This window comes from Microvirga sesbaniae, from assembly GCF_025460805.1.
GTDB lineage: Bacteria > Pseudomonadota > Alphaproteobacteria > Rhizobiales > Beijerinckiaceae > Microvirga > Microvirga sesbaniae.
Map to the genome: position 1 here is coordinate 364429 of NZ_JAMXFJ010000002.1, position 20033 is coordinate 384461.

16 protein-coding genes and 1 other RNA gene are annotated in these 20033 nt (G+C 66.7%); 9 read left to right on the plus strand and 8 right to left on the minus strand.

What is annotated here, in order from left to right:
* The first annotated feature begins 132 nt into the window (after positions 1 to 132).
* Positions 133 to 489: a transfer-messenger RNA gene (ssrA, locus tag OCW50_RS04350) on the plus strand.
* Between the two features lie 23 nt (positions 490 to 512).
* Positions 513 to 1115 (plus strand): SspB family protein, encoded by a 603-nt coding sequence (locus OCW50_RS04355; RefSeq protein ID WP_262296571.1) that lies wholly within the window; start codon positions 513 to 515, stop codon positions 1113 to 1115.
* 21 nt (positions 1116 to 1136) lie between these two features.
* Here OCW50_RS04355 and OCW50_RS04360 read toward each other — a convergent pair whose 3' ends face one another.
* A complete protein-coding gene (locus OCW50_RS04360) occupies positions 1137 to 2552 on the minus strand; it encodes a cytochrome P450 (protein WP_262268203.1) in 1416 nt (471 codons plus the stop codon).
* 88 nt (positions 2553 to 2640) lie between these two features.
* Here OCW50_RS04360 and fumC point away from each other — a divergent pair, with 88 nt between their 5' ends.
* The 3 genes from fumC to OCW50_RS04375 are packed head-to-tail and all read left to right on the plus strand — an operon-like array spanning position 2641 to position 4487.
* Positions 2641 to 4035 (plus strand): class II fumarate hydratase, encoded by a 1395-nt coding sequence (gene fumC / locus OCW50_RS04365; protein ID WP_262296572.1) that lies wholly within the window; start codon positions 2641 to 2643, stop codon positions 4033 to 4035.
* Between the two features lie 14 nt (positions 4036 to 4049).
* Positions 4050 to 4238, plus strand: a complete 189-nt coding sequence (locus OCW50_RS04370) for a DUF4169 family protein (RefSeq protein WP_262268201.1) — start codon at positions 4050 to 4052, stop codon at positions 4236 to 4238.
* On the plus strand, positions 4239 to 4487 hold the full coding sequence (locus OCW50_RS04375) for a ribbon-helix-helix domain-containing protein (protein ID WP_262268200.1): 249 nt from the start codon (positions 4239 to 4241) through the stop codon (positions 4485 to 4487).
* A 346-nt stretch (positions 4488 to 4833) separates the two neighbouring features.
* Here the strand turns inward: OCW50_RS04375 and OCW50_RS04380 are convergent, their stop codons facing one another.
* Together OCW50_RS04380 and OCW50_RS04385 are read right to left on the minus strand one after the other, a co-directional pair.
* On the minus strand, positions 4834 to 8409 hold the full coding sequence (locus OCW50_RS04380; protein WP_262296573.1) for an AsmA family protein: 3576 nt from the start codon (positions 8407 to 8409) through the stop codon (positions 4834 to 4836).
* 82 nt (positions 8410 to 8491) lie between these two features.
* On the minus strand, positions 8492 to 9907 hold the full coding sequence (locus OCW50_RS04385) for an FAD-binding oxidoreductase (protein ID WP_262268198.1): 1416 nt from the start codon (positions 9905 to 9907) through the stop codon (positions 8492 to 8494).
* A gap of 183 nt (positions 9908 to 10090) precedes the next feature.
* On the opposite strand from OCW50_RS04385, the gene OCW50_RS04390 reads away from it, so the two are divergent.
* Complete coding sequence (locus OCW50_RS04390; protein WP_262268197.1) at positions 10091 to 10633, plus strand: thioesterase family protein; 543 nt, start codon at positions 10091 to 10093, stop codon at positions 10631 to 10633.
* A gap of 217 nt (positions 10634 to 10850) precedes the next feature.
* Here OCW50_RS04390 and OCW50_RS04395 read toward each other — a convergent pair whose 3' ends face one another.
* Entirely contained in the window at positions 10851 to 11126 is a 276-nt protein-coding gene (locus tag OCW50_RS04395) for a hypothetical protein (protein ID WP_262268196.1), read from the minus strand.
* 149 nt (positions 11127 to 11275) lie between these two features.
* Between OCW50_RS04395 and OCW50_RS04400 the strand changes: the two genes are divergently transcribed.
* On the plus strand, positions 11276 to 13651 hold the full coding sequence (locus tag OCW50_RS04400) for an ATP-dependent helicase (protein WP_262296574.1): 2376 nt from the start codon (positions 11276 to 11278) through the stop codon (positions 13649 to 13651).
* A 300-nt stretch (positions 13652 to 13951) separates the two neighbouring features.
* Here the strand turns inward: OCW50_RS04400 and OCW50_RS04405 are convergent, their stop codons facing one another.
* Positions 13952 to 14833, minus strand: a complete 882-nt coding sequence (locus OCW50_RS04405) for a manganese catalase (RefSeq protein ID WP_262268194.1) — start codon at positions 14831 to 14833, stop codon at positions 13952 to 13954.
* A 204-nt stretch (positions 14834 to 15037) separates the two neighbouring features.
* Here OCW50_RS04405 and OCW50_RS04410 point away from each other — a divergent pair, with 204 nt between their 5' ends.
* Positions 15038 to 16312, plus strand: coding sequence for an SAM-dependent methyltransferase (locus OCW50_RS04410; protein WP_262268193.1), 1275 nt, complete (start codon positions 15038 to 15040; stop codon positions 16310 to 16312).
* A gap of 27 nt (positions 16313 to 16339) precedes the next feature.
* Here OCW50_RS04410 and OCW50_RS04415 read toward each other — a convergent pair whose 3' ends face one another.
* Positions 16340 to 17590, minus strand: a complete 1251-nt coding sequence (locus tag OCW50_RS04415) for a Gfo/Idh/MocA family protein (RefSeq protein WP_262296575.1) — start codon at positions 17588 to 17590, stop codon at positions 16340 to 16342.
* Between the two features lie 23 nt (positions 17591 to 17613).
* A complete protein-coding gene (locus OCW50_RS04420) occupies positions 17614 to 18489 on the minus strand; it encodes an SDR family NAD(P)-dependent oxidoreductase (protein WP_262268191.1) in 876 nt (291 codons plus the stop codon).
* A 154-nt stretch (positions 18490 to 18643) separates the two neighbouring features.
* On the opposite strand from OCW50_RS04420, the gene OCW50_RS04425 reads away from it, so the two are divergent.
* Positions 18644 to 19564 (plus strand): 50S ribosomal protein L11 methyltransferase, encoded by a 921-nt coding sequence (locus tag OCW50_RS04425; RefSeq protein ID WP_262268190.1) that lies wholly within the window; start codon positions 18644 to 18646, stop codon positions 19562 to 19564.
* Positions 19565 to 19705: 141 nt separating this feature from the next.
* On the opposite strand, the gene OCW50_RS04430 is transcribed toward OCW50_RS04425, so the two are convergent.
* Positions 19706 to 19918 (minus strand): hypothetical protein, encoded by a 213-nt coding sequence (locus OCW50_RS04430; RefSeq protein WP_262268189.1) that lies wholly within the window; start codon positions 19916 to 19918, stop codon positions 19706 to 19708.
* Positions 19919 to 20033 lie beyond the last annotated feature (115 nt).

A 20033-nucleotide genomic window follows, 5' to 3' on the forward strand; every position in this document is an offset into this window, starting at 1 on the left:
GGCAGCGCAGCGCCGCCGCCGAGTCGGGACTTTTCCATTCCTGTGAATCGGTTAACCCCCTGAGGGCCACAGGCGACCAGGCGGGCGCGCCGGTGTCTCTGTCACATTTTCATGGACGACCCGGCGGTTCCCTCTCTTTCAAAATCCGATCGTGGCACCTATATTGAGGGTGTCGGTCGCGAGACCGACTATGGCGATAAACGGCTATCGGAATAAACCCATCGGACCCGGGGGCGGTACCCGGCGCCTCCACCAAAGCCCAGGCTCAGCCTGGGTTTCGGCGGGGGCGAAATAGGATCGACGAGGGCGTAAAGGGTGGACTTTCGCTCGGCATGGTTCCGCCGTTATCGGGCCGAATCTATAGTTGCCAACGACAACTATGCTCCGGTTGCAGTGGCTGCGTAAGCGGTCCCTAAAGCCGAATCAAAGCCCTTGCGGGTAGCACCGTAAGGCGGGGTCCGGAGGCACCTGGCAACAGAAGCCTCCACTTTTGTTTCTGCAAGGGCTCGCTTATGGCCGGTGGTAAAGACCTGATCCGCTACGATCTTCTGGTGCAGGACGCGTTGAAGGGCGTCGTGCGCAAGGTTCTGATCGATGCCAAGGACGGCCTGCCGGGCGAACATCATTTCTACATCTCCTTCCAGACGGATTTCCCCGGGGTTCGCCTTTCGAACCGCCTGCGCGAGAAATACCCTCAGGAGATGACCATCGTCCTCCAGCACCAGTTCTGGGACCTGAACGTCACCGAACACACCTTCGAGGTCGGGCTGTCCTTCTCGGGCATCCCGGAGCGGCTGCTCATCCCCTTCGATGCCCTCACGGGCTTCTTCGACCCGTCCGTCCAGTTCGGCCTCAAGTTCGACAGCCAGGAGGAGGACGAGGAGGACGACGCGGAGGAGGCTACCGCCGCACCGCAGCCTATCCGAGGCAGCGCGTCCGAGCCGGTCGAGCTGAAGCAGCCCCGCAGGCCCCTGCCCGCGGCGGACACCACGCCTGCTCCCGAAGGAGCGCCCGCGGCGAAAGCCGAGACGGATGACAAGACCGAGTCGCCCGAATCCGGGGCGCCGGGCAGCGCCGAGGTCGTCAGCCTCGACGCTTTCCGCAAGAAGAACTGAGTCTCCCTCCCGTCCCCGTTGTCAGGCCGTTGCCGGCGCCTCCCGCGGCGCGCGCCGCGTAAGGCGCATCGGCAGGCCGCCCCGCGGCCTCAGGGTGATCCGCTGCACGGGCGCGACCTCGTGCCCTTCCGCCAGATCGAGCCGCACCGAGCGGGCGATGGTCGCCAGGACGATCACGGCCTCCTGCAGGGAAAAGCTCGCCCCGATGCAGACCCGCGGCCCGGCCCCGAACGGCAAATAGGCGAAGCGGTCGATCCGGCTGCGGTTCTCCGGGAGGAAGCGTTCGGGCTGGAAGGCATCCGGCTCGTCCCAGAGCCGGCGGTGGCGATGCAGCACGTAAGGGGCGATCGCCACCATCGAGCCCGCCGGGATCTCCAGGTCTCCGATCCGATCAGCATCGATCGCCGTGCGGCTCATGTAGGGAGCCGGCGGATAGAGACGCACCGCCTCGTCGATCACGGCCCGGGTGTAGACGAGTTCGTCCAGATGACGGGGCTCCAGGGGCCCCTCTCCCAGCACCGCGTCGACCTCCCGCTCAAGGCGGGTCCGCGCCCGCTCGTCCTGGGACAGGAGATAGAGCGACCAGGTCAGGGCGTTGGCCGTCGTCTCGTGTCCGGCGCCGATGAAGGTGACGATGTTGGTGCGCACCTCGATGTGGCTCAGCCCCTTCCCGGTCTCGGGGTCGGCCGCCTCGAGGAGCAGGGTCAGCAGGTCGCGGGGCGCCGGCTCGCCGCGGGCCAGCAGCGCCTTCCGCGCATCGATCAGCGCGTTGACCGTCTCCTCGAAGAACCGGATCGACGGCCGCGCCCGCAGGCGGCCGATCCGGGGCACCCAATCGGGGAACCCGAAGATGTCGAGCGGATCGACCCGGCCCAGGCTGTTGAAGTAACGCGTGATGGCGCGGCCGAGCGCATCGGGGTCTTTCGGCACTCCTTGCGTGAAGATCGTCCGCTCCAGAACGTCCAGGGTCACGCGGGTCATGTCGAGGGAGGCATCGACCACGCGCCCTTCCGGGCGCCGCTGCCAGCGGCGCACGAGGCGGTCGGCCGCCTCGACCATCGCGGGAAAGAAGCTGCCCACATGGCGCGGCGTGAAGAGCGGCGCGATGGTGCGGCGCTGGAGCCGCCATTCGTCGCCCTCCGCGGTCACGAGCCCCCGGCCCAGGCCGGGCGCCAGGATCCGGATCTGCAGATCGTCCTTGCGGTAATTGGGGGCGTTGTCCAGGAGGATGTGCCGGATCACCGCGGGATCGTTCACCACGGTCATGCGGCCGAGCGCCCCCTCGCCGGTGATGATCGGCTCCTCGAAATGGGTCTCCATCCAGGTGTTCAGAGGGTTTTCGCGCACCGCCCTCAGGAAGGCCACCATGCCGAGGGGCTCGGTGCGGGGCGCCGGGTGAGGCGGGCGGAACAGGGGCGCTTCCAGGGTGTCGCTCATGCGATTTTACAAGGCCTCCATGCGCGTTCGCAGTTGCGAGCGCCATCATTTGAGATAAGAACACGCAACTCCATCGAAAGAGGTCAGGATGTCGCCCTCAACCCGCATCGAAACAGATACCTTCGGCCCCATCGACGTTCCCGCCGACAAGTTCTGGGGCGCCCAGACGCAGCGCTCGCTCCAGAATTTCCGCATCGGGACGGACCGGATGCCGCTGCCTCTGGTCCATGCGCTGGCCATCGTGAAACAGGCCGCTGCCCTCGTGAACAAGGATCTGGGCAGGCTGGAGCCGCGCCTGGCCGATGCCATCGCGGCGGCCGCGGCCGACGTGGTGCAGGGCAAGTACGACGACGAGTTCCCGCTCGTGGTCTATCAGACCGGCTCGGGCACCCAGTCCAACATGAACATGAACGAGGTGCTCTCGAACCTCGCCATCGAGCGCCTCGGCGGCGAGCGCGGCAGCAAGAAGCCGGTTCACCCGAACGACCACGTGAACATGGGCCAGTCGTCGAACGACTCGTTCCCGACCGCCATGCACATCGCGGTCGCCCGCGAGGTCCATGACCGCCTGATCCCCGCCCTCAAGCACCTGCACAAGGCCCTGAACGACAAGGCCGAGGCCTTCAAGGACATCGTCAAGATCGGCCGCACCCACCTGCAGGACGCCACCCCGGTGACGCTCGGCCAGGAATTTTCCGGCTATGCCGCGCAGGTCCAGCTCGGCATCGCGCGCATCGAGCAGACGCTTCCGGGCATCTACGCCCTCGCGCAGGGCGGCACGGCCGTCGGGACGGGTCTGAACGCCCATCCGGAATTCGCCGACCGCTTCGCCTCCAAGGTGGTGGAGCTCACCGCCCTCCCCTTCACCTCGGCGCACAACAAGTTCGAGGCGCTCGCCTCCAACGACGCCCTCGTCTACACGCACGGCGCCCTGGCGAGCCTCGCGGCCGGCCTGTTCAAGATCGCCAACGACATCCGCCTGATGGGCTCCGGTCCCCGGTCGGGCATCGGCGAGATCTCGCTGCCGGAGAACGAGCCCGGCTCGTCGATCATGCCCGGCAAGGTCAATCCGACCCAGGCCGAGGCCATGACCATGCTGTGCTGCCAAGTGGCCGGCAACCAGACCACGGTGACCTTCGCCGGCAGCCAGGGTCATTTCGAGCTCAACGTGTTCAAGCCGGTGATCGTCAATGCGGTGCTGCAATCGATCAGGCTCATCGCGGACGGCGCGGTCAGCTTCACCGACAATTGCGTGGTGGGGATCGAGCCGAACCGGGAGCGCCTCAACGAGCTCATGCAGCGCTCGCTGATGCTCGTGACGGCGCTTGCTCCGTCCATCGGCTACGACAAGGCGGCCGCCATCGCCAAGTCGGCGCACAAGAACGGCACGACCCTCAAGGAAGAGGCTCTCAAGGCCGGCGTCGCGGAGGACCATTTCCACGCCGTCGTGCGCCCCGAGACGATGCTTCAGCCGGGCGAATAGGCTACACTCGCGCCATGGCAGAGATCATCAATCTGCGCCGGGCGCGCAAGCACAAGGCGCGGGCCGAGAAGGAGGCCCGCGCCGACGAGAACCGCATCGCGTTCGGCCGCACCAAGGCCGAGAAGACCCTGACGAAGGCCGAACGGGATCTGGCGAAGAGCCGCCTCGACGCCCACAAGCGCGACGACACTGAGCAGCCGTGAATGGGCTTCCGCATCGTCAAGCGATCCGTCTCCATTGCCGGCCACCGGACCAGCATCTCCCTCGAGCAGCCCTTCTGGGAAGGCTTGAGGGAGATCGCCGAACGGGACAGAATGTCCGTCCAGTCTCTGATCGGGCTCATCGATGCCGACCGGGGCGACCAGAACCTCTCCTCGGCGATCCGAGTCTTCGTGCTGACGGACCTGCGCCGACGGCTGGGCACAGCGTCGCCGGACGCCGCTCAGCCATAGGAGACGGCCCGAGGGGCCGTCCGTCGTCCTCGCCGATCCTGTACCGGTGATCTCCGGTGGATGAGGTCGGGTGCTTTTCGGATCGGGATGGCCGTCTCTCCCCCTCGACGTCGTCACCTGCTCACACCACCCGCCACGTCATCACCGGGCTTGTCCCGGTGATCTCGCTACGGTGAAGCGCCGCGCCCTTCCGATCGGGATGGCCGGGACAAGCCCGGCCATGACGGGGAGAGGGTATCGCTCAGGGCGGGACGGTCCGGCCATGAGAGGGTCCGCACGATGCTCCCTCTCTTGGCTGGCGCACCGTTCGAGCCGAAAAACCGGGTCCCCTTTTTCGCACGGTGCGCTAGCGCGTGGGCGTCCCGTAGACGGAGGGCGGCGGGCCGATCTGCACCGGCGGGGTCAGGGGCGGCGCGGAGGGTGGCGCGGAGGTCTGCGACGGCGCCGCCTCCTGCTCCGGCTGGTTCCGCTGCTCCATTTGCAGCCGCTCCGCGTCCCGGCGGGCGCGCTCGGCCTCCGCCCGGGCTCGGGCTTGGCGGAGAGCCTCTTCCTCGGCCGCCTTGGCCCTCTGCCGCTCGGCCTCGCGTTGCGCGTCGATCTGGCGCTGGCGCTCGGCCGCTGCGCGTTCGAACGCCTCGATCTTCTCCAGTTCGCGCTTGAGCACGATGGCGGCCAGTCCATTGCGGAACGGGCCCGCGTCGATCTGACGGACGGGGGCCGCGAGGGAGCCCTGCCAGTTCAGCCCGACCGAGGGCGGCGCGCCGACCCATTCCGGCGGCGATGACTTGGCGGTCAGGGCCCCGCGGGCATCGAGCTGCAGGGTCTTCAGATCGTAGGTGACGGCGCCCTGCCACGTGGCCGACCCGCTCTCGGCCACGAAGGGCGAGAGCCGCAGCAGGCCGCCGACCAGCGCCGCCGAGGTCTTGATCGGCGCCGCATTGAAGGGAGCCCGGCCGAGCTCGATCCCGAGGATCGCTTCCGCCTTGCCCTCGACCAGGGGATCGGTCTCGGCGAGAGCGCGCTTGAGCGCCTTGTCGAACACGGTCGGGTCGGCCGCGGGCAGGCGAAGATTGGTGACCTGCCAGTCGCCGGCGCCGCCGAGATTGGCCACGAGCTCGGACAGGCTCGTGCCCACGGCGCCGAACCGGAGCGGACCCGACAGGACCGCCTCGAACGGCGAGGCCCCGGTCAGGGCCCACAGGGGGACCTTCTCCAGGCCGCCCTCGCCCACGATGGTAGCCGTGCCCTCCTGCCGCGTGATGGTGGCCGAGCCCGTGATCCGGCCCGACCCGATGGTGGCGTCGAGATTGCGGATGGAGATCCCGTCCGACTGCGCTCCGAGCACGAAGGAGGCGCGGCTCGCCTGGAGGCCGCGGCCCAGTTCGAGGGCCCCGACCCGGATCGTTACCTGCCCGCCGGAGACGAGGCGCCCGCTCTGCCCGAAGCGGGCGGTCGACCAGATCGCCGTGGCGCTCTGGTCTCCGGGCACGTTGAGCGACAGGGCGGCCACGAGCCATGGCAGGGACAGCCGGCCGAGCGAGATGTCGCCGCTGATGTCCGACCGGGACGCCGCGACCAGGCGGGCCTGCACGTTATCGTTCGAGACCTTGCCGTTGATGTCGAGCAGGGTCGCGCCCCGCTCCCGGCCCAGGGTGACGCGGCCGGACACGGGCACCGGCGGAGCGACCCCGGCCCCGTCGCCCAGGAGAAGCAGGAAGGGCGTGATGTCGGGCGTCGCGATCTCGACCTCGCCGCTGTCCACCACGTCGTCCGCCTCGCTCAGGGCGAAGGGACGCGTTGTCGCGACCTTGGCGCCGGCAATGTCCCCCGCGAGGGTGACGTTGAACAATCCGGACCCGACCCGGGTGCCCCGGAGATCGACCCTGGAGGGCCGGTTCAGCCCGGCCATGGTGGCCCGGTTGACCCAGCGCCCCGTATTGTCGGCGGACAGCGCGATGGTGAGGCTCTCGGTCCGTCCGTCGAGGGAATCGACCTGGCCTTCGAACGGCCCTCCGGCCACCCGCCCCTTTGCGGTCGTGCGCAGGCGCAGCTCAGTCGACCCGGGCGCCGGCGCGACGCGCTCCGACGTGACGTCGAGATCGAGGGCGCCCTCACGCACGAACGTGGGCACGAGCTTCGAGATTCCGCCGATCCACACGCTCCCCAAGAGGTCGACCAGGGGATTGGCGCGCTGCGCCGTGACCTTGCCGGTGATCTGCCCCGAGCCGTCCGGGGCGATGCGCCCCCGCACGCGGGCATTGGCGCCGGCGAGATCGACGATGTCGAGCGTCTCGACCAGGAGCGCCGGCCCGTCCGACAGGATGCGGGCCGAGATCCGGCCCGTGGCGGGGCTCTTGCCCGCGCTGACGCCGCGGGCGTCCAGGATGAAGCCGACATCGAGGTTCTCGGTCGCCTGGAAGACGCTCGACACCTGAGGCAGGTCGTCGAGGTTCAGGCCCTGAATCGCCACCTGGGCCTCCAGCTTGCCGCGCTCGCTGGCTTCCGGCGCCGTGTAGCGGGCGTTCCCGGTCAGGACGGACTCGCCCGTCTTCAGCCGCAGGCGGTTGAAGGACAGGACGGGGTTCGAGAAGGCGATCTCCGAAGAGGCCTCGACGGGGCGTCCGTCGAGCACCCTGAGCAGCGGCGAATTGAGGCCGATGCGGGCCAGATAGCGCGCCAGGCGGTCGGACGCGTTGGAGGCCAGCGCCACCTTGCCGTTGATGCCGCCCCGGGTGGTCAAGCCGAGCTGTCCTTCGATCGCCACCCTGGTCTCGCCGGGCGCATTGAACTCGATTCGGTCGAGGGTCGCCCGGCCCGTGTCGAGCGACAGGCGCAGGACCGCGTTCGAGAGGTCCTCCTGGCCCAGCCCGATGCTGTCGATCTTGAGGTCGAGGTCGATCGGCACCCGGATCAGCGGCAGGGACCATCCCTGCAGCCGGCTTTTGAAATCCTGCCCGTTTCCGGACAGGATGAAGCTGTCCGCGTCGAGCCGGCGGCCTTCGAGCTTCAGGGAGATGCGGGGATCGTTGAGGCCGATCCGGCCCTGCCCGGTCATGCGCAGGCTGGCCCCGCCCTCGCCGGCCTCGAGGCTGGCCGGGTTGAGCTCGACCGCGCCGGGCACCGTCTTGAACTCGGTCTCGACCGCGATCGGGATCGGTATGCCGGCGGCCGCGATCTGCGCCGGAGGGCCGAAGAGGATCTTGGCCTTGCCGGCGACCTGCGGGGTCGCGGCCTCGCCGCTTCCCTCGTTCAGGCCCAGCCGGGCGTCGATGTCGAAGCGCGGGTAATTGTCGCCGCCCCCCGAGAGCTTGACCTGGACGGTCTTGTCCTCGGCGAGCTCCCCCGTGACGAGCCGGAACGGCACCCCGGAGGTCGTTCCCTCGATCCGCCAGGGGCCGATCAGCCTCTGGCCTTCGATGGAGACGTTCTCGGCGAAGGCCTGGTTGGTGCGCCCCGTGCTGGCGCTCTGCGTCGTGACGAGAAGCTGGGCCACGGTGAGGTTCTCGATGGCCCATTCGCGGCCGCGGCCGCTGCCCGAGACCAGATCGGGGGGCAGGCGCCAGTCGCCGTCCCCGGAGACCGGGATGCGGATGTCGGCCCGGCCCACCCGCGTTTCGGTGAACCGCACCTCACCTCGGAGCAGCGGGGTCAGGGCCACCTCGGCCCGGACCCCGTCGGCGGTGAGAACCGGCGAATCCGGCGTCTTGCCGCCGAGCCTCAGACGCCCGAGGGTCACGCGGGGCTCGGGCAGGAGCCGGATGCCGATGTCGCCCTCGGTCCGGGCCTCCGTGCCCGACGCGCGCGAGATCATCCGGTCGATCGTGTCGCGGTGGGCCTCCCAGTCGACGAAGGGAGGCGCCGCCACGGCGATCGCCAGGATCAGGATCACGATGGATGCGATGATCGTCAGGATATCGCGCAAGAGGCCGCCTTTTCTCCGTTACCGTGACACGTCCTACCCCATGACGACGAGGACCGGGAGCGCCGTTCCGCGTGTTCCACCGTCAAACCGCGATGATCTTGCCCGGGTTCATGATGTTGTGAGGATCGATCGCCTGTTTCAAGACGCGCATGAGGGCAAGGGCGGCCGGCCCATGCTCCAGCTCCAGGTACTTCATCTTCTTCTGCCCCACGCCGTGCTCGCCCGTGCAGGTTCCCTCCATGGCAACCGCCCGCCGCACGAGCCGGTCCACGAAGGCCTCGCAGGCCTCGATCTCCGCCGGATCATCCGTATTCACCAGCGGCTGGACGTGGAAGTTGCCGTCGCCCACATGGCCCACGATGGGAGCGATCAGGCCGCTGGCCAGGATGTCCTGCTTGGTGGCGTCGACGCATTCGGCGAGGCGCGAGATCGGCACGCAGACATCGGTCGCGACCGACTGGGCCCCGGGCCGCAGGCCCTTGGCGGCCCAGTAGGCGTCGTGCCGGGCCTGCCAGAGCCGGGACCGCTCTTCCGGCTTCGTGGCCCATTCGAACGGGCCGCCGCTGAACTCGGCCGCGATCTCGCCGAAGCGCTCGGCCTGCTCCTGCACCCCGGCCTCGGACCCGTGGAATTCCAGGAGCAGCAGCGGGCTCTCGGGCAGGGAGAGCTTGGCATGGAGGTTGACCGCCCGCACCTGGACCTCGTCGAGCAGCTCGATCCTGGCCACCGGAATGCCGGTCTGAATCGTCATGATGACCGCATCGCAGGCGGCCTTCACGGACGGGAATGGGCAGATGCCGGCGGAAATCGCCTCCGGGATGCCGTGGAGCTTCAGGGTGATCTCGGTGACGATGCCGAGCGTCCCCTCGGACCCGATGAGCAGCCGTGTCAGGTCGTAGCCCGCCGAGCTCTTCTTGGCGCGGCTTCCCGTCTTCACGATCTCCCCGTCGGGAAGCACCGCGGTGAGCGAGAGCACCACGTCCTTCATGGTCCCGTAGCGGACCGCATTGGTGCCGGACGCCCGGGTCGCCACCATGCCGCCGATGGACGCGTCGGCCCCCGGATCGATGGGGAAGAACAGGCCCTTGTCGCGCAGGAACTCGTTCAGCTCCTTGCGGGTCACGCCCGCCTCGACCACGCAGTCCAGATCCTCGTCGTGGACGGCGATGATCCGCTTCATCAGGCTGAGATCGATCGAGACGCCCCCATAGGGCGCGTTGACATGGCCCTCCAGGGACGTGCCGGTCCCGTAGGGGATGATCGGAACCTCGTGCTCGGCGCAGAGTTTGACGATCTCCGAAACCTCATCCGTCGTGCGCGGGTAGACCACGATGTCCGGCGGCTGGTTCTTCACCCAGGTCAGGGTATGTCCGTGCTGCTCGCGCACGGCGGCCGAGGTCGCGACCCTGTCGCCGAAACGCCCGGACAGGGCGGATGACACAGCAGCCACGGAGGCGTCCGTGGCTTTCTGACGGGCGGTCGCTTGGAAGGTGTTCATGAAGGCTTCAGATCCGGTTGTGATGCTCGTTCTTCCCATAGCTATCAGAACCGTTGCGAAGGCAACACTCCGGATGAGAAAGATGCCGCACCCCTGCTGCGCAACCCGTCTGAATGTGCTAACATTCCTGTCTCGTCAGGACAGGATTGCTCGCCTGAGCGGTGTTGAGGGACGGCACTGACCATGGACAAGCGCACCCCGGTATTTTTCTTTGCGCCCTTCGTCTCCTCGACGATGCGGGTCGAACCTGCCTGGATCGATTACAACGGGCACATGAACATGGCCTATTATCATGTGCTCTTCGACCGGGCCGTGGAGGAAGGCTTCAGCCTCGTGGGGCTCGGCCACGATTACCTGGAGAACCGCCGGGCATCGTTCTTCGCCGCCGAGATCCACACGGTCTACAAGCGCGAGCTGAAAATGCACGACCGCGTGCGCGTCACGCTCCAGCTGGTCGATTTCGACGACAAGCGCATCCACTATTATCTGGAGATCCGCCACGCCACCGAGGGCTGGGTGGCCGCGTCGATGGAGGGGCTGTCCCTCCATGTGGACATGGAGACCCGGAAGGTCTGCCCTTTCCCGGACGACATCGCGGCCAACCTCGCCGTGATGAGGGCGACCCATGCCCGGCTGACGAAGCCGCAGGCCCTGGGCCGGGTGATCGGGATCCCGCACAAGGCCGAGATCCGGGACGCCCTGTCGGCGTCAGGCACCCGCCACTAGCGCATCGGACGGACCCGGAGGGCCGCGTCAGCGAAAAGTGGACCCGGTATTCGCCGACGCGGCCCGCTGGGTCCGCCTGATCCGATGCGCCGGTCAAGAGAAGGAGCCTCGGATGAATCCCAAAAGTGGTGTCCACTTTTGGGTCCGATGCTCTCATTCGAGAAGAAAGCATCGGATGGATCCCGAAAGGGCAAGTCCACTTTTCACGTCCGATGCTTTAGCAGACCCTTCCCCGCCCGCAGCCGGCCCGCGGCACCGAGGGGAGATAGCGGGGAGCGAAGAGGCGGTCGCGGTCGACATTCTGGCGAATCTGGTTGCTCTTGCTCTGGATGTCCTGCTCGACGCCCAGGATCCGCTGATCCTCCTGGATCCGCCGGTTGATCGCATCCGTGCTCCGTTCCGCCGGGCTCGTGCGCGGCAGGCGCGTCTGAGCTTCGGCCGGCACGGCCAGGACAAGGCTTGACACGATGGCAAGGGCCACCACGATACGCATGGGACATTCCTCTTCGGGCCTGCCATACCCATATGGCGATGAATGCTCTTCCCGACAATGGAATCGAAGCCTGCAAGTTCGAGCCTGCGGCAGGATCGACCGGGAATTCAGGCTCGACGCCGTTCGCCTTTTGATCCATGGTCCCGCCGATGAATCAGTCCGATCCCAGACCCGACCCGCAGGACGGCCTTGCCCATGAGCCGGCGTCCGGTTCCCTGAGCGCCCGCGCCCGCGCGGCGGTGACGCCGCAATCGCCCTATCTGAACGGGCTGAACCCGGAGCAGCGCGCCGCCGTCGAGGCCACGGAAGGCCCGGTTCTCGTTCTGGCCGGCGCCGGCACCGGCAAGACCCGCGTGCTCACCACCCGGATCGCGCATCTGATCGCCACCGGCAAGGCCTACCCGTCCCAGATCCTGGCCGTGACCTTCACCAACAAGGCCGCCCGGGAGATGCGCGAGCGCATCACCTCCGTGATCGGTCCCGTGGCGGAGGGTATGCAGTGGCTCGGCACCTTCCACTCGATCGGCACCAAGATCCTGCGCCGCCACGCGGAGCTGGTGGGACTGCGCTCCGACTTCACCATCCTGGGGACGGACGATCAGCTCCGCCTGATGAAGCAGGTGATCGAGGCGGAAGGCATCGACGAGAAGCGCTGGCCGGCCCGCCAGCTCGCCGGCCATATCGACGGCTGGAAGAACCGGGGTCTCGGGCCCGACCAGGTGCCCGCCGGGGAGGCCGGAGCCTTCGCCAACGGCAAGGGCGGCCGGCTCTACCGGGCGTATCAGGAGCGATTGAAGGTTCTGAACGCCGTGGATTTCGGCGACCTCCTGCTCGAATGCCTGCGCCTGTGGCGCGAGCACCCGGACATCCTGGAGCAGTACCAGGGCCGGTTCCGCTACATGCTGGTGGACGAGTATCAGGACACCAACGTGGCCCAGTACCTCTGGCTCAGGCTGCTGGCCCAGGCGCGCAAGAACCTGTGCTGCGTCGGCGACGACGACCAGTCGATCTACGGTTGGCGCGGCGCCGAGGTCGACAACATCCTGCGCTTCGAGCACGACTTTCCCGGCGCCACCGTGATCCGCCTCGAGCGCAACTACCGCTCCACGGGCCATATCCTCTCCGCGGCCTCCGGGCTGATCGCCAAGAACCAGGGCCGCCTGGGCAAGACCCTGCGCACGGAGGATGAGGCCGGCGAGAAGGTGACAATCACCGGCGCCTGGGATTCCGAGGACGAGGCGCGACTGATCGGCGAGGAGATCGAGGCGCTGCATGCCAAGAAGCACCCGCTCTCCGAGATCGCCATCCTGGTGCGCATCTCCGCCCAGATGCGCGAGATCGAAGACCGGCTCGTGACGCTGGGCGTGCCGTATCGCGTCATCGGCGGCCCGCGCTTCTACGAGCGCGCGGAAATCCGCGACGCGCTGGCCTATCTGCGCGTCGTCAACCAGCCGGCGGACGATCTCGCCTTCGAGCGGATCGTGAACGTGCCCAAGCGCGGCCTGGGCGACGCCACCATCCAGGTGCTGCACAACCATGCCCGCGCGGCGCGCGTGCCGCTGGTGGAAGCCGCGCGCTTCATCGTCGAGACGGACGAGCTGAAGCCCAAGCCGCGCGCCACCCTGCGCGATCTCCTGATTTCCTTCGGCCGCTGGTCGAAGCTGTCCGAGACCCTGACGCAGTCGGAAGTCGCCCAGACGGTGCTGGAGGAATCCGGCTACACCGACATGTGGCAGAAGGACAAATCGGCCGATGCGGCGGGGCGCCTGGAAAACCTCAAGGAGCTCGTCCGCTCCATGGAGGAATTCCCCGACCTGCAGAGCTTCCTCGAGCACGTCTCGCTGGTCATGGAGGCCAACGAGAGCGACACCGCCGAGCGCGTGAGCCTGATGACCCTCCATGCGGCCAAGGGCCTGGAGTTCAACACCGTCTTCCTGCCCGGCTGGGAGGAAGGCCTGTTCCCCAACCAACGGGCGCTCGACGAGAGCGGCCGCGCCGGCCTCGAGGAGGAGCGCCGCCTCGCCCATGTGGGCCTCACCCGCGCCCGGCGCAGCGCCAAGATCTACTTCGCGTCCAACAGGCGCATCCACGGCCTGTGGAACTCGACCGTTCCGAGCCGCTTCGTCGACGATCTGCCGGAGGCGAACGTGGAGATCGTCGAGGCCCCGGCGAACTTCTCCTACGGGGGGTATGGCGGCGGCTCGCGCTTCGACCGGATGCAACCCTTCAGCGGCTCCTCCTACCAGACCCCGGGCTGGCAGCGCGCCCAGGCGCATCGCGCCACGGCGGATGACGGCGTTTCGTCCGCCCGCCGCTCCGGCGACCGGCGCGGACCGATGCTGATCGAAGGCGAACTGGTGGCCAAGTCCACCGGCGGCTCGGGCTTTGCGGTGGGCGGACGGGTCCTGCACACCAAGTTCGGCCCTGGCACCATCGAAGCGGTGGACGGCAACAAGCTCACCGTCGCGTTCGACAAGGCCGGGCGCAAGATGGTGCTGGACAGCTTCGTCGAGGCCCTGGGCTAGAGCATCGGACGGACCCAGAGGGCCGCGTCAGCGACCCGAAGGGCCACGCCAGTGACCCGAACGGCCGCGCCAGCGAAAAGTGGATCCGGTTTTCCGTCCGATGCTCTCATTCGAGAAGAAAGCATCGGATGGATCCCAAAAGGGCAAGTCCACTTTTCACGTCCGATGCTTTAGCAGGATCCCGCAGTGCCTTCACCGGTCCTGTGCCGGTGATTCCGATCGAAAGCACGAGACGTTTCAGAGACAAGATGGCCGGGACAAGCCCGGCCATGACGTGGCTCGCGTTCGGATCGGCTCTGATCACTCTGCGGCAGCGGGCGGCACCGGGGCCGGCGGCGTGCCGTAGGTGCGCGGATCGACCGGGTTGAGCTGGCCTTCGTCGTCCGTGTAGGCCGGCGGACGGTCCACATAGGTGAAGGTCCCCTTCCCGTCCGGTGCGGGGCCCTGCGCCCAGCGGCCCTCCTGGCTTTCCATGCCTTCCGAGTGGTTGAGGAACTGATAGGCGACTTCGCCCTTCTCCAGATCCTGCGGGAAATTCGACGGCACCGGCGTCTCCTCGAGCCCGTCTTCTTCCAGTTCGCGGATGGCGGCGAGCCACTGGTTCTGGTGCATGGTGTCGCGGGCGATCAGGAACGAAAGCATGTCCCGCACGCCGGTGTCGTTAGTCATGTTGTAGAGGCGCGCGACCTGGAGACGGCCCTGACTTTCGGCGGTGACGTTGAAGCGGAAGTCCGCGAGCAGATTGCCGCTCGCGATGGTGTAGGCCGACGTCCAAGGATTGCCGACGCTGTCGGAGGGCCGCGCACCGAGACCGGCCACGATGTAGTGCTGCGCGTTCATCCCCGCGACGATCGCGTCCTCCACCCGGGCGCCGCCCATCACGGCGCCAACCACCGAATTCTTGGCCATATCCTCCTGCTGCTCGATCGGGGAGGTCTCGAGCAGGCGCGCGATCATGGTGGCGAGCATCTCCACATGGCCGATCTCCTCGGTGCCGATATCCATGATCATGTCCTTGTACTTCTGCGGACCGCGGCAGTTCCAGCCCTGGAACAGGTAGGTCATCATCACGCTGATCTCGCCCCACTGGCCGCCGAGGGGCTCCTGCAGCATCTTGGCGAAAAGCGGATCGGGTTTCTCGGGCCTGGCGTGATACGCCATCTGCTTCTGGCGGAAGAACATCGGCTGCTCCTGTTCGATGGATCGAGTGGCGACTCGTGCCCCCACGAGGGTTCAGCCTTCCAACAAGAGCGACTCTTGCTTGTTCCCCGAATAGGCTGTCTTTCCTGTACTTTAGATAGGTTCTGATCTGCGGGATTTTCCTCTAGCCACCCGCCTGCAACTGTGGAACCATTCGGCCCGCTCGACTAACCATCAGAGGTGCCGATGTTCCCGTTGTCCCACATGCTGAAATCCTTCGTACGCGCCGGAACGTTGAAGGTGATCGACGCGGAGGGCGGCGTTCACGTCTTCGGCGGGGACAAGCCGGGACCAAGCGTCACCATGCGGCTGACCGACCGCTCGCTCTATCACAAGCTTTTCCTCAATCCCGAGCTGCACGCGGGCGAAGCCTACATGGACGGGCGCCTGAGCTTCGAGGACGGCTCGAATCTGCGGGATTTCCTCAATCTCTTCTCGATGAACCGCTCGACGCTGGCCAATTACCCGCTGCAGAGCGTGCTCAAGCGCATCTCGCGCACCGTGAAGCGGTTTCAGCAGGCGAACCCCGTGGGCAAGGCGCAGCAGAACGTGGCGCATCACTACGATCTCGGCAACGACTTCTACAAGCTCTTCCTCGACAAGGGCATGCAGTATTCCTGCGCGTATTTCGTCAACGACGACGACACGCTGGAGGAGGCGCAGCAGAACAAGCTGCGTCTCATCGCCTCGAAGCTTCAGCTCAAGCCCGGCTTGAGGATCCTCGACATCGGCAGCGGCTGGGGCGATCTCGCGCTCTATCTCGCCGCCATGGAGAACGTGGACGTCACGGGTGTCACCCTGTCGAAGGAGCAGTACGAACTCTCCAATGAAAAGGCGCGCCGCGCCGGCCTGTCGGATCGCGTGCGCTTCGAGCTGCTCGATTACCGCAAGGTCGACAGGAAGTTCGACCGCATCGTATCCGTGGGCATGTTCGAGCACGTCGGCGTGCACCATTACGGCGAGTTCTTCGCCAAGATCAACGCTCTGCTCGATGATGACGGACTGATGGTGCTGCATTCCATCGGCAAGATGAGCCCTCCCGGCACCGCGAGCCCCTGGCTGCGCAAGTACATCTTCCCGGGCGCCTATTCCCCTGCCCTGTCGGAGGTGTTCCCCGTCGTGGAGCAGAATCAGCTGTGGGTGACGGATCTCGAGTTCCTGCGCCTTCACTACGCGAAGACGCTCAACCATTGGCATCGGCGCTTCGAAGCCAACCGGGAGAAGATCGCCGCCATGTACGACGAGCGCTTCTGCCGGATGTTCGAGTTCTATCTCATCAGCGCCGAGACCATGTTCACGACCGGAAGCCAGCTGGTGTTCCACATGCAGCTGGCCCGCAAGCGCGATGCCGCGCCGATCGTGCGCGACTACATCACCGACACCCAGCGCGCGTACAAGGCCGAGGAGGCCGCGAAACTGCAAGTGCTGCAGCCTGCAGAGAAGGTTTTGCAGGCCGGCTGAGCGTCCGGCCAGACGGCACGATTGCACCTATCTCGCGGTCGAGCCCGTCGTCTCCAGGGACACGGGCCGCCCCTGCTCGGCAGCCTGATAGATGGCCTGCATGATCCGGATGTCGCGCAGGCCCTCCTCGCCAGGCGTCTTGGGCTCCCGTTCTTCCAGCACGGCCTTCGCCATGTGATCCATCTCGGCGGCGAACTGGTTGCCCTCCGGGATCTGCACCCGCCGCTCCTCCTTCTCGGTCTTCACCATCATCTGGTGGCGCTCGTATTCAGTGGCGGGATCGAGCACAAGCGACGCCTTCGAGCCGAAGACCTGGATGCGCTTGACCGGCGCGGTGGAGTAGGACGAGGTCAGGTTCGCCAGCGCTCCCGACGGGAAGCGGAGTTGGAACGCCACGAGTTCCTCGATTTCCCTGAAGCGAGGATCGCTCCTGTCGCTCGAGATATGGGCGGAGACCTCCACCGGCTCCTCGCCCGTGATGGTGCGGGCCGCCTGCAGCGAGTAGATGCCGATGTCGTAGAGCGATCCGCCGCCGGCGAGCGCTTTCACCATGCGCCACTGATCGGCCGGCACCTTGGGATCGAGAATGCGCCCGTGATCGCTGGTGACGAGACGGATCCTGCCCAGCTCGCCTTCCCGCGCCATGCGGATCGCTTCCATGTTGTACGGCTCGTATTGGGCCCGATAGGCGATCATGAGCTTGCGATCGGCCTCGCGGCCGGCGCGGATCATGGTCTCGCATTCATCCGCCGTCACCGCCATGGGCTTCTCGCACAGCACATGCTTGCCCGCCTTGAAGGCCCGCACGGTATATTCGGCGTGCAAGGCGTTCGGCAGGATGATGTAGACGATGTCGATCTCGTCGTTGTCCGCGATGCGGTCGAAGTTCTGATAGTCGTAGATGTTCGCCTGCTCGACCCCGTAGCGGTCGGCCACCTGAAGCGCCTTGTCCCGGTTGCCCGAGACCAAGGCCACGAGCTTCGACGACTTGCTCTCCGCGAAGGAGGGAATGATCTGGTTCAGGGCGAACTGCCCCAGTCCCACGATAGCGTAGCCAAGTCGCTTGCCGGGCGCTTCCGGCATAGCCTTCTCCATCTCCGGCATGGGACGCCCCGTCGGCCCATCGGGAGGCAGGGCCGGACCGCCGCCCCCGCTCGCGCCGGTGCTTTGCGCGAAGCTCGGCCCTGCGGCCCCCAACGCGGAGCCTAAGAGAAGTCCTCCGCCCGTGCCGCGCAGGAAGAAGCGCCGGGACAGGCCCGTTTCGAACAGCATGGTCATGATCGGCTCCGGGGGCGAGGGGCTCAGGTCAGGGTCTCGTAGTCCTTGTTCTTCAAGCCGTCATGGGAATGGCGCGTCGGCAGCTTGCCTTTCGGCTGCTTCTTGAAATGCGACGAGGCCTTGGCGCCGACCGGCCCCTTGGAGATCGTGATGCCGCCATCGACCGTGTAGAGCGCACCCGTGACGAAGCTCGCCTCGTCGGAGGCGAGGAAGCAGAACACGTTCGCGACTTCCTCCGGGGTGCCGCGCCGGCCCATGGGGGTGGCCTGCGTGATCATCGTGGCGAGTTCCGCGTCCATCGGGCCCGTGGACTTGTGCGTCCAGGCGGTGTCGATAGGGCCGGGGCACACGCAATTGGCGCGCACGCCGTAAGGGACCTGCTCGGCCGCCACGCCGCGGATGAAGGAGTGGATGAAGGCCTTCGTGCCGCCATAGGGGGTGTTCTTGGGATGACCGATCATGCCGGCCTCGGAGCCCGTGGCGATGATGTTGCCGTGGGTTTCCTGCAGATGAGGCAAGGCGAACTTGGTCATGAGGAAAACCGAGCGCACGTTTGAGCGGAAGGTCTCGTCGAACTTGTCGATGGGGTAATCCTGGGTCTCGGCGACCGCCAGGAAAACGCCCGCGTTGTTGACCAGGACGTCGATGCGCCCGTAGGCGCTCACGCAGGTCTCCACGGCCGCTTGCGCGTGACGCTCCTCGGCGATGTCGCCGAGATACACCTCGGCGAATCCGCCCGCTCCGTTGATCGTGCGGGCTACGTCGTCCACCGGATCATCGGGCAGGCCGACGAGGAGAAGGCGCGCGCCTTCCTGGGCGAACTTGAGCGCGATGGCCTCGCCGATGCCGGTGCCGGCACCCGTCACGATGGCAACCTTGTCGAAAAGACGTCCGGGCATGGGGATCTCCTGGGAAGGGAACAAGCGAGGCCGTGAGCCACGAGCCGCAGCCGCCTCAGGTGAGGGCACAACGGAACGCCACTCCGACGGTTCCCGGAAATGCTCGATCTCACGGACAGGTGACCTGCAGGGCAAGGGGTGCTAAGGCGAGGTCATGCTCGAAGGTCTTCATCCCAACCGCCCTACCCACGTCTTCCGCATCACCACGGACGAGCGCTCCGCCCGCGCTATGACCGACATGATCGGGGAGATTTTCGATCCGGCCGAAACAGCCGTCGCATCCTTCGAGACGGAGGATGGCGGACCGTGGATGCTGGAGGCCTATTTCGCCCATCAGCCCGACGAGGCTGCAATCCGGGACCTGCTGCGCCCTCTCGTCGGCCCGGAGGCGGACAAGGGCATCTTTCTTCCGATCGAGCAGAAGGATTGGGTGAAGGCATCGCTGGAGGGGCTCAAGCCTGTCCGTGCGGGCCGCATCTTCGTCCATGGCTCGCACGATCGGCACGAACGGCGACCGAGCGACATCGCGATCGAGATCGAAGCCGGGCTCGCCTTCGGCACGGGTCATCACGGCACCACGAAGGGCTGCCTGCTTGCGTTCGTGGATGAGTTGAAGACGCGTACGCCCCGCCACGTGCTCGATGTCGGAACAGGCACGGGGATCCTGGCCTTTGCGGCGGCCAAGATTCTGAAGCGGCCCGTGGTGGCCGGAGACATCGATCCGGAAGCCGTGCGCGTGGCGCGGGAGAACGCGCGGCTGAACGGGATCGGAGCGTTCATGAAGCTCTATGTCGGCCCCGGCATCCGCCATGCGGAGGCGGACCGCTCAGGCCATTTCGATCTGGTCTTCGCCAACATCCTGGCGAAGCCCCTACGGATGCTGGCGCCGTCGCTGGCGCGCGTGGCGAGCCCGGACGGAACGATCATCCTGTCGGGCCTGCTCGCCCGGGACGTTGCCGGCGTGCTGTCCACCTATGCCCATCAGGGATGGTATCTGCGGCGCCGCTACGATCTGGAAGGCTGGGCGGCGCTGGTGCTGAAGCGGGGCAACGCTCGTCCGCTGCCCCGCCCCTAAGCGAAAATTACTCGGCCAGGACGCCCGGATAGCGCTTGGCGAGTTCGCGACGGAGCTCGAGGGTCTCGGCCCAGACGTCGCGGATGGCCTTCATGGCGGTGATGATGATCATGGTATCGTCTCGCTCTAGGATGGTTTCGGTCAGATCTTGGCTGGCAGCGGCTCGGCCTGGTCGAGGAACAGGGCTGAATGGTCCTGCCGGCGGCTCAGGTCCTGAATGTACGCCTCGTGGCGGCGCAGCTCCTGCGCGGCGCTTCGGGCGCGGCTTTCGGCGATGCGCGCCGCGACCCGCGAAAGACGGGACGGCTTCTCGGACGTGCCGAAGAGAACGGTGGAAAAGATTGCTGCGATCATGGGCTCATCTCCATCAGAGTGGTGCTGAGACCCTTCAGCGTTCCTCTGTTGTCGTTGTCAGGAAGATAAGCCCGGTCCGACTTTAGTAGAAGTCATAGGATCACATGTTCGTCAT

Bases quoted from the DNA above. Each gene is read 5' to 3' on its own strand.
- OCW50_RS04355 (WP_262296571.1), top strand. From the start codon at position 513: ATGGCCGGTGGTAAAGACCTGATCCGCTACGATCTTCTGGTGCAGGAC.
- OCW50_RS04360 (WP_262268203.1), bottom strand. From the start codon at position 2,552: ATGAGCGACACCCTGGAAGCGCCCCTGTTCCGCCCGCCTCACCCGGCG.
- fumC (WP_262296572.1), top strand. From the start codon at position 2,641: ATGTCGCCCTCAACCCGCATCGAAACAGATACCTTCGGCCCCATCGAC.
- OCW50_RS04370 (WP_262268201.1), top strand. From the start codon at position 4,050: ATGGCAGAGATCATCAATCTGCGCCGGGCGCGCAAGCACAAGGCGCGG.
- OCW50_RS04375 (WP_262268200.1), top strand. From the start codon at position 4,239: ATGGGCTTCCGCATCGTCAAGCGATCCGTCTCCATTGCCGGCCACCGG.
- OCW50_RS04385 (WP_262268198.1), bottom strand. From the start codon at position 9,907: ATGAACACCTTCCAAGCGACCGCCCGTCAGAAAGCCACGGACGCCTCC.
- OCW50_RS04390 (WP_262268197.1), top strand. From the start codon at position 10,091: ATGGACAAGCGCACCCCGGTATTTTTCTTTGCGCCCTTCGTCTCCTCG.
- OCW50_RS04395 (WP_262268196.1), bottom strand. From the start codon at position 11,126: ATGCGTATCGTGGTGGCCCTTGCCATCGTGTCAAGCCTTGTCCTGGCC.
- OCW50_RS04400 (WP_262296574.1), top strand. From the start codon at position 11,276: ATGAATCAGTCCGATCCCAGACCCGACCCGCAGGACGGCCTTGCCCAT.
- OCW50_RS04405 (WP_262268194.1), bottom strand. From the start codon at position 14,833: ATGTTCTTCCGCCAGAAGCAGATGGCGTATCACGCCAGGCCCGAGAAA.
- OCW50_RS04410 (WP_262268193.1), top strand. From the start codon at position 15,038: ATGTTCCCGTTGTCCCACATGCTGAAATCCTTCGTACGCGCCGGAACG.
- OCW50_RS04415 (WP_262296575.1), bottom strand. From the start codon at position 17,590: ATGACCATGCTGTTCGAAACGGGCCTGTCCCGGCGCTTCTTCCTGCGC.
- OCW50_RS04420 (WP_262268191.1), bottom strand. From the start codon at position 18,489: ATGCCCGGACGTCTTTTCGACAAGGTTGCCATCGTGACGGGTGCCGGC.
- OCW50_RS04425 (WP_262268190.1), top strand. From the start codon at position 18,644: ATGCTCGAAGGTCTTCATCCCAACCGCCCTACCCACGTCTTCCGCATC.
- OCW50_RS04430 (WP_262268189.1), bottom strand. From the start codon at position 19,918: ATGATCGCAGCAATCTTTTCCACCGTTCTCTTCGGCACGTCCGAGAAG.